Annotated in this window: 7 protein-coding genes; 2 read left to right on the forward strand and 5 right to left on the reverse strand. The window is 39.5% G+C overall.

Annotation, left to right across the window (positions count from 1 at the left end):
• Nucleotides 1-144 precede the first annotated feature (144 nt).
• Both IIC38_18965 and IIC38_18970 read right to left on the reverse strand, forming a co-directional pair.
• On the reverse strand, nucleotides 145-1,614 hold the full coding sequence (locus IIC38_18965; protein ID MCH8128007.1) for an aminopeptidase P family protein: 1,470 nt from the start codon (nucleotides 1,612-1,614) through the stop codon (nucleotides 145-147).
• Nucleotides 1,615-1,721: 107 nt separating this feature from the next.
• Nucleotides 1,722-3,227 (reverse strand): DUF92 domain-containing protein, encoded by a 1,506-nt coding sequence (locus tag IIC38_18970; protein MCH8128008.1) that lies wholly within the window; start codon nucleotides 3,225-3,227, stop codon nucleotides 1,722-1,724.
• 545 nt (nucleotides 3,228-3,772) lie between these two features.
• Between IIC38_18970 and upp the strand changes: the two genes are divergently transcribed.
• Nucleotides 3,773-4,399, forward strand: coding sequence for a uracil phosphoribosyltransferase (gene upp / locus IIC38_18975; GenBank protein ID MCH8128009.1), 627 nt, complete (start codon nucleotides 3,773-3,775; stop codon nucleotides 4,397-4,399).
• Nucleotides 4,399-5,445 (forward strand): hypothetical protein, encoded by a 1,047-nt coding sequence (locus IIC38_18980; GenBank protein ID MCH8128010.1) that lies wholly within the window; start codon nucleotides 4,399-4,401, stop codon nucleotides 5,443-5,445. Before upp ends, IIC38_18980 begins: the two co-directional genes overlap by 1 nt.
• Nucleotides 5,446-5,518: 73 nt before the next feature.
• Here the strand turns inward: IIC38_18980 and IIC38_18985 are convergent, their stop codons facing one another.
• From IIC38_18985 to IIC38_18995, 3 genes are all read right to left on the reverse strand, one after another.
• Nucleotides 5,519-6,865, reverse strand: a complete 1,347-nt coding sequence (locus tag IIC38_18985; GenBank protein MCH8128011.1) for a PQQ-binding-like beta-propeller repeat protein — start codon at nucleotides 6,863-6,865, stop codon at nucleotides 5,519-5,521.
• A 158-nt stretch (nucleotides 6,866-7,023) separates the two neighbouring features.
• Nucleotides 7,024-7,785 (reverse strand): class I SAM-dependent methyltransferase, encoded by a 762-nt coding sequence (locus IIC38_18990; GenBank protein ID MCH8128012.1) that lies wholly within the window; start codon nucleotides 7,783-7,785, stop codon nucleotides 7,024-7,026.
• Nucleotides 7,786-7,992: 207 nt separating this feature from the next.
• Nucleotides 7,993-8,505 carry a hypothetical protein gene (locus IIC38_18995; GenBank protein MCH8128013.1) on the reverse strand — a complete coding sequence of 171 codons (513 nt, stop codon included), beginning with the start codon at nucleotides 8,503-8,505 and terminating at the stop codon, nucleotides 7,993-7,995.
• Nucleotides 8,506-8,525: the final 20 nt, after the last annotated feature.

The raw sequence follows: 8,525 nt of genomic DNA on the forward strand, positions 1-8,525 counted from the left end.
TGTGGAGTTGTAAACCGACATTCATGTCGGCTCCGCAATAATTTTTACACACCCCTTATAATCCCCGCCCGGGCGGGATGACAACTTTGGAAACTCAAGCTTAAAGCCATAATTCATGAATTATTCAAGTTAATTATAATTATGTTATTTTGGAATCATTCCACTCGACAAGGTTTTTACTTCAGGATAATTTTGTAGAATTCCTGGTTCTTGCATCAAACTCTCAATTTCTTCCATGTCCATTGGAACGAATTCTGATAAAATCTCAATTCCATCTTTCGTAATGAGAATCATATCTTCTAAGCGGATGTAGATTTTTTCCTCAGGGACTCGTAAAGCGGGTTCAATGGTAAATACCATTCCGGGAAGATATTTTCCACTGTACTGGCCTACATCATGAACGGCCATTCCCACCCAATGCCCCAGGCCATATCGACCGGATTGGATGGATTTTTTGTAATTCTCAACAAAATTTGTTGCAGCTTTTGTGTATTCCGGTTTGGAAAATGTTGCCTCCGCCAGAACCTTTTCCATCGTGATTGCCGCACGCTGCTTAATTTCTTTGCCCGTATTAAAGGGTTTTATTTCATCCAAAATAGCTTTATAACATCCCAGATAAAAACCATACAATTCCCTTTGCCATTGTTCAAACTTTCCATTAACGGGCCATTGGCGTGTAACATCGGTAGTGTAATATCCGACATTGGGTCCGCTATCCATCAAGATTAATTCACCATCCACCAATTGTTTTTTACTGGCATGATAATGGGGGTACCAGGAGTTTTTACCACCCGCAACCAGGGAATAATATGCATGTCCCTGTGCACCACCGCGGAAGAAGATAAATTTTGCGACAGCGTCCAGCTCGTATTCCCAAACGCCCGGTATTGTGGATCTCATCGCTTCCATCAAAGCCAGGCCTGATAAACGCGTGGCTTTCCGAATAAGTTTTAGCTCACGATCGGACTTTATAAGCCGCATTTGATCCAGAATTGGTGATAAGTCTTTTACCTCTTTATTCACCGTTTTTTTGACAAGTTTAATAAAATTTTGCTCACGGGAAATACGACCGTCCCATGGATCCGCTTTGATGTCCTTGATTCTTCGAACGGCCAGACCGCGACTCGTCGCATAGCCTTCCGGCGGGCTCAAAGGAGTATAAACTTCAATTTCAGGATTTGAAGCTGTCAATTGAGCGAGGTGTTCTGAAAGCATACCAACTGCAGAAACGGAATCTATGCCCGTTAACTTTCTAACCAGTTGGTCATCTTCAGCTGAAAATAATTTTCCTTCAACACGTTCCCGGCGTTCATTTCTTGCAGGTAGATACACCGTGGCTGTTTGAGTAGAGCCATTTAACAGGAGGTATGAATATGGCGACTCGACACCACATAAATAATAAAATTCATTGTATTGACGAAATTTGACATAACCATGCGGCATGGGAGCGCCCTGGATAAGTGCGATTCCATTTTTACCCATTGCTTCATAAACCCTTGCACGTCTTTCTGCAAACTCTTCCGGCGGGAAATCGGTGGTGAATAGTGGAATTTCTTGGGCAAAAATAGAGCTGCTCACAAATAAACAAAAAATCAAAACAGATATTTTTCTCATAGGTTCAACCCTTATATTTAAATGATCGATTTTAGATTTAATGGAATTTAAGATATGTCACTAAACTAATAATTCCATAATAATAGTCAATAAAAAACCTATTCATTCTAAATAAATTGCAATGCAATAAACACAAATACCCCTCCGGAAAAAGCACAGATGAAATTGACAATATCATTCGTCAGCCATTTTAATCCTCGGGAATGTGTTGTCGGTTTTCCATTACAATGGGTCGATCTCTCTGTCATTTTTTTGCATAAATCACATTGATACTGAGCTTGTAAAGTTGCACCGATTAAGCTGTCAATTGAACTGCCAAGAAGTGCAGCTATTGAGATCAAACTAATCAAGAGGAAAGGATCATAATAAAATGAACCGCTTAGCCCTAATCCTATAACAGCAATGAAAATTCCTCCCACAATTGATGCAGTAGTTCCCAACAAAGAAACTGCCCCGGATGTTCCGGAATCTGCAGGTTTTAAAGTTGTTATTAACCGAGGCAGGCTTTTAGATAAACTTCCGATTTCTGTCGCCCAGGTATCGGCAGTAACTGCGGCAACTGAACCGAGAAATACCACAAACCAATATTCCTTCCCGGATCCATAGAACAAAAAGACAGTTAAACAGGCTATTGCACCATTAGCCAAAACTTGACCAATGTCCCGTGTTGAAGATTTTTCATACAGCAGGTTGAAGGCTTTTTTGCGGTTTTGCCAAAGCTTGGACAAAAGGCTCGAAGAGATAAAAAATACCAGTATAGGGATCGCCCATTCCAGACCTCCGACGCCAAAAATAATTACGCCCATTACAAATGTCCCAGCAGCGCCACCCGGATCCAAAAAGTGTTGTCGAAATGAAAGAAGTGCTATAAAACCAGCCAAAATAAAACCAATGAATAGTTGGATATTTTCATCAGGAGAGCTTGTTAATAAGAAATGGAGAATAAACGCTGCACCTAAAGGAATTGTAAGATTATCGGAACCTCTCCAGGAAAGAGCTTCCATGAACGTGGTGAAAACGGAGCCAACTAAAGCGATGATGATTATCTTTGTGAGGCTTATGATTTGAAGCAACGGAGCAGGTAAAAAATATAGAGAAAACACCAATAGTAAAAAACTGCTACAGGCAAAAGCAATTGAGCCTTCCAATGATTTGATCTCTTTTGTGAAAGAATAAGCTTTTGGATGATTGAAATTTTGACCTACGATTGCTGCTAAAGAATCTGATATTGCCAGGATTAAAAAACTAATTTGAATGATAAATGAATAAGTTGGCCAAAAAAGCAAAATTAAAATTAGAAATGCCAGCGGGTAATAAACTGTACCATAAGATTTCTGAGTAGAACCATGGATTGATTGAAAGTACCCAAACCGAATACAAATAAAATTGAATGAGCTAAAAAAGACGGCAATTAAAATCGGTGGAATTGCTGATTGGAACAGGTATGGGGTAAAAAAGATTAACAGACCGGTGAACAGATGAACAGCTTTCCGCGTCACTTCCGACCGATATTTAAGAGTTGATTGTAAAACTTCCGCAAGTGTGATTAAAATAAAAATTGCTACAGTCAATACGACTAGTCTTAACCATTCGATTGTCGTTGGGTTTTTCAAATAAGTTCCTTTTGATGAAGAGCCAATGATATGAGGGTAAATTAAAGATCATATGCTAAAAATCAAGAGAATATGATTTAAATTCGCAATTGCCTGCAGTTATCCACAGTTATCCACATTAGGTCATCTTTAAGCCATTGTTGAGGTTAAAAATAAGAACTTATGCGATAGTAGGATAAGGCTTGGGACTAAATTTATTTTTAACCTATTAAAAAAAGTTAACCATGATTACTTATTAATTAACATGCACTTATATGCAAAAGCCAGCTAAACCATTTGGTTTTTGGATCAGAAATTGCACCTGTTCGGCCAACCAATAGAATTAGATTCGAATATGACTGAACTCAATTTTTATTCACAAGTTATCCACACTTTATACACATTGTTTATCTTACTTATTTTTTTAGTAGTTAGGTGATGAAAAGCTAAAAATGTGTGTTTTTTAATTTATTTAAAGGTATAAATTGAAATTGAGAAAAACTTGAATTGATTTGTAATTTGTTTCAACTTTTCAATTTAAAAAAATTATTTAAATGGAAACGAATATGAATCTACATGTTAGTAACCACCCCGCGGTGAAGCATAAATTAATCAATCTTCGCGATCCTAAAACAACCCACTGGGAATTTGAAAGACTAATCACAGAAATTACTTTGGTTCTTGCAGTAACTGCCACGGAATATTTAGAAACTCTGACTGTAAATATAAAAACACCTCTTGAAGATACGACGGGCGAAAAATTGGTTAAACGAATTTCATTGGTTCCGATTTTGCGGGCTGGAATGGCGATGGTTCCTGCTTTTAAGCATTTATATCCTAGCGCTAAAGTCGGTTTAATAGGGTTGGCGCGGGATGAAGAGACTCTTAATCCAAGTCAATATTATGAAAATCTACCTAAGCCAATAACCAAAGATACTGTTATTGTTCTCGATCCCATGCTAGCAACCGGGGGAAGCGCTTCTTATAGTATTTCAATATTAAAGGAGTTAGGGGCAAAGGATATTATCATGGTTTCGATTATTGCCGCTCCGGAAGGTGTTGAGAAAGTGCATTCAGACCATCCTGATGTACACATTTACACGGCTGCTCTAGATCGGGAATTGAATGACCGTGGCTACATACTGCCGGGATTAGGCGACGCAGGCGACCGTATATTCGGGAATTTTTCCTGATGCGGATAATTGCTATATTCAAAAATAGTCTGCTAACAATTCTTGCCATACTTTTCTTTTTTTCCTCAAGTTTCTTATATGCAGATGAAACTCCTGAAGAAATTATTGACGCATATATCCAAAAAGGTATAAGGGCTACAATTTTGCAACAGTATCAACTGGCCATTTCATTTTTTGATAGTTTGAGGTATTTTTTAAAGGATGATCCCAGGCCGGATTTTTACCAGGCAGCTGCCTTGCAGTCTAAAATGATGGATTATGAAAATTATGAAGATGAGCCGGAATTTTTTCGTCTAATCCAAAAAGTCATTTCTATTACTGAGAAACAGATTGAACAAAATCCTAATGTGGCAAAAAGTTATTTTTTTAAAGGTGGGGCATACAGCTATCGGGGTTATTATTATGCAAAGCGAAAAGATTATGCCCGTGGTTTGCGTGATTCGATAACAGGTATTAAATATTTGGAAAAAGCGGTTAGTATAGATTCAACACTATATGATGCCTATCTTGCCATTGGAACTTATAAATATTATCGCGGACGCTTAACACGTTATGTTAATTGGCTTCCTTTTGTTTCGGACCAAAGCAAAGAAGGCCTGGAGATGATTCATAAAGCCATTGAAAAGGGACGATACAGCCGTGCTGCTGCAATTAATGGTTTAATCTGGCTGGATATCGATGAAAAAAAATATACTCGTGCAATCCAAACAGCGCTAAAAATGCTGAATGAATATCCTGCCAGCCGGTTTTTCCTGTGGCCTCTTGCCGGCGCTTATTTTAAAGCCGGTTACTATAAAAAATCCAATGATGTTTATCGGGATTTGCAAGATTCCTATCAAAATGAAGAAAAAAATAACCATTATAATGAAATAATTTGTGGCTACAAAATGATGAAAGCCAACGAAAAACTGGATAAACCTGAAGAAGTGTGTGAAATTTCAAATCAATTGCTGGCTATATCTCTAAATGATGCGGTTCGAAAACGGCTTAAAGATAAGCTTAAAGAGATTGTGGAAGTCAATAAAGGATGTTCAAATACGCTTTAAAACAGTACTAGACAGGCCCTAATGATACCGGTCTATTCCTGTAATCAATTCTAGCTGTTGGATTAAAATTCTGCTATTCTGAGATACTATAAAGATATTTGTGGCCTCTCAAATATAGATCATTTCCCACAATCACCGGTGAAGCATCAAAATTGTCATCAAGGGTATTCGTGGACAAAATTTCAAACGTTGGTCCATACTTGAGTACTGAAGTTACGCCATTTCTGCCGGCAAAATAAATACGATCATTTGCTGCTACAGGTGACGAATACATTCCTTTAATGCCATCGAGGCGCTTTTGGGTGAAAAGAGTTTCACCTGTCTTTGCATTGAAACAGGAAAGAATCTCGGAATTGACTTTCAAAATGTAAAGGTTATTCTTATAAGCAAGAGGTGATGGGGTGTAAGGTGTATCTCGATCATATGTCCAGATCACTGCATCGGTGTTGGTAATATCTCCTTTGGCTCCATCCAGGCGAATGGCAACCAAAGCGCTGCCGCGAAAGCCTGTTGTCACGTAAACAATTCCATCAATGGATACCGGCATGGGAATCGCATTCATAGTCATGCCGCCACATTCCCAGATTAACTTACCGGTATCAAGATTGTAACTACTGATCCTGCCAGTTGCATTCACAATAACTTGTGCTGTGCCGTTATGTTCAACCACATAGGGTGAACTCCAGGTAGTGCTCTCATCTCGATTGGTTCGCCATATTTCTTTGCCGGTATTCTTATCAAGCGCAGTAATGAATGAATCTCCTTCATGATCCCAATTAATTACGATTTTATCATTATACAGCGCTGGTGAACTTCCCTCTCCAAATCCCAATCTTTTCTGCATATCTCCCAAGTCTTTTTCCCATTGAAGATTGCCTTTCATATCGTAACAATACAACCCCCGTGAGCCGTAATAAGCCCAAACATGTTTCCCGTCTGTTACACCGGAATTAGACGCCCATGAGGCGGTATTGTGAGTCCCCTGGTGTGGCACTTCTTCCCGGGAGGTTTTTTGCCAGTTAATTTTACCATCATCGCGATTGATTGAAAGAATAGTGTATTTAATTTTTTTGTCAGGTTGGTTGCCACGCATCCATCCTCTTCGACCACCACGCCTTCCTCGTTGATTTTGGTTTGCCTGGCTTGGAGGGGTATCGACTTTTTCGCCATCAATAGCGGTTAAAACAAAAATTTGATTTTCCCAAACGATTGGAGTCGAATGTCCCAACCCGGGAATTTCAATTTTCCATTTGATATTTTTATTTTCACTCCACTCAACCGGTGGATTTCCATTGGCGATGCCATTCCCGTATGGACCGCGCCATTGCGGCCAGTTTTTCTCAGCATCGTCCGGAATTACCGCAGCCAGAATCAAAAAAGTCGGGATTAAAATCGCAAAAATATTAAGTAGTTTTCTCATGGTCAGACCCTCATTTTAATATAAAAGTACTAATACAATTGAAAATGGGAAATTGTTCAAATATAAAACATGTCCATCTTGTTAATCCAGTCTAATGCTTTTTTTCGATAAGTATGAATTGTTATTTTGATCCTTAAATTCAAAAGAGATTTTTATAGTCATAACCTGCCATAGTAAACCTGTGTTTTATACTCAAAACGAACCTTACCGGAAATATTGTGTGCTGCAAAAATCTGTTCAATTTCAGCCATCATCGGTTTATGATTCGGATGGCTGGCATTCGGTGCGTAAGAGGACGATAATAACCTTCCTTTGAGAGCCTCGAGATCGAAATCCTGAGAATTTGAGAAGATGGCTGTATTAAATGTTGAAGGTAAATAGAATTTCGTTACCACCTTCGCATCCATTAGCTTGTGGTCTACCTGGCCGTAATCAGTCGAATGGGTTGTCAGCAGGTCTTCGTAAGCTTGTAAAAATGGTGATGGGCCGGTTTTTAGTTCATTCCAAACAAGAACTACCCAGCCCTTTGGTATTAAAATGCGGCGAAACTCCTGTTTGGCCTTCTCGTGATCGAACCAGTGAAATGCCTGCGCAGAAGTGATGATGTCTACAGAATGATCGTCGAGTGTTGTCGCTTCTGCATCACCGGTGATGCTGGAAAATTGTTTGTTACTTGCCAAAATTCGTTCGGCCTCTGCGCGCATTTCAGGGTTAGGCTCCACCGCAAAAACGGCATTGCCATTGTCTAACAGGAATTTAGTGAAAATGCCGGTTCCGGATCCGATGTCGGCGATGATGGATCCAGGCGTTAAATTACATTTTTCTTTTAATAAATTTAGTATTTTTGCTGGGTACCCTGGCCGGTATTTAGTGTAGTTTCCTACCCGGTCTGAGAATCTTTGGGTTGGATTTTTGTTCATGGTTTACACTGAAGCTTTGTTGACTCCTTAAGTGGTCTGGTTCATAAATACGGTGTCGTATTTTCAAATAGAGCTATTGAGCTGTAGAAATTTGTTTATCTCAATTACCCCTCCTAACCTCCCCTTATCAAGGGGAGGAATTTCCCCTCCTTGTTTAAGGAGGGGGTAGGGGAGGTTACCCGGAATCAATGCCAAACTTATTAAACCTTATTCCAAATCCTCGGCCACAAAAACAATTTGATTGCCTTTGGGATTCACGGCAATTCTGCTGATGTTTTTAATTCCTGAACTGGAAAAGTCTGCAATTTCGTGCCAATGTTTTGTTTTTCCAGGCATGTATTCATATAGTTTAGCGCCATTTCCCATAACGATTCTGCCATCCGCGGTCCAGGCATAATCCTCACTGCCGGGTATGGTTTTGATTAAATAATCGATCTCATAATTTATCAGTGAAAGACTGGTGATAAACCATGGCTCTTGAGAAATTTTATGGACGAAACTGACGGCATTGATACCTGGAATTTTATGGAGAGAGCGGCCGACATTGCCGACAAAGGTTTCGGTTTTCCCGGTTCGTACATCTGCAATCTGCAAAGTAGGCGGGTTGCCCAGGATAAACATGAAAACCTGATTCGGATTTCCCCATGCATGATAGCCGACCGGCATCACGTCATTCAATACAAGGGTTGGCGAGCCGCCATCTATTGGAAATTTCCACAATCTTTGCCTGGAATCACTTT

It is taken from the genome of candidate division KSB1 bacterium (assembly GCA_022566355.1).
Lineage (GTDB): Bacteria > Zhuqueibacterota > JdFR-76 > JdFR-76 > DREG01 > JADFJB01.

What these genes read in the sequence shown, in the direction of transcription:
- IIC38_18980 (MCH8128010.1), top strand. Translation starts at nt 4,399, where the DNA reads ATGCGGATAATTGCTATATTCAAAAATAGTCTGCTAACAATTCTTGCC.
- IIC38_18990 (MCH8128012.1), bottom strand. Translation starts at nt 7,785, where the DNA reads ATGAACAAAAATCCAACCCAAAGATTCTCAGACCGGGTAGGAAACTAC.
- IIC38_18965 (MCH8128007.1), bottom strand. Translation starts at nt 1,614, where the DNA reads ATGAGAAAAATATCTGTTTTGATTTTTTGTTTATTTGTGAGCAGCTCT.
- IIC38_18985 (MCH8128011.1), bottom strand. Translation starts at nt 6,865, where the DNA reads ATGAGAAAACTACTTAATATTTTTGCGATTTTAATCCCGACTTTTTTG.
- upp (MCH8128009.1), top strand. Translation starts at nt 3,773, where the DNA reads ATGAATCTACATGTTAGTAACCACCCCGCGGTGAAGCATAAATTAATC.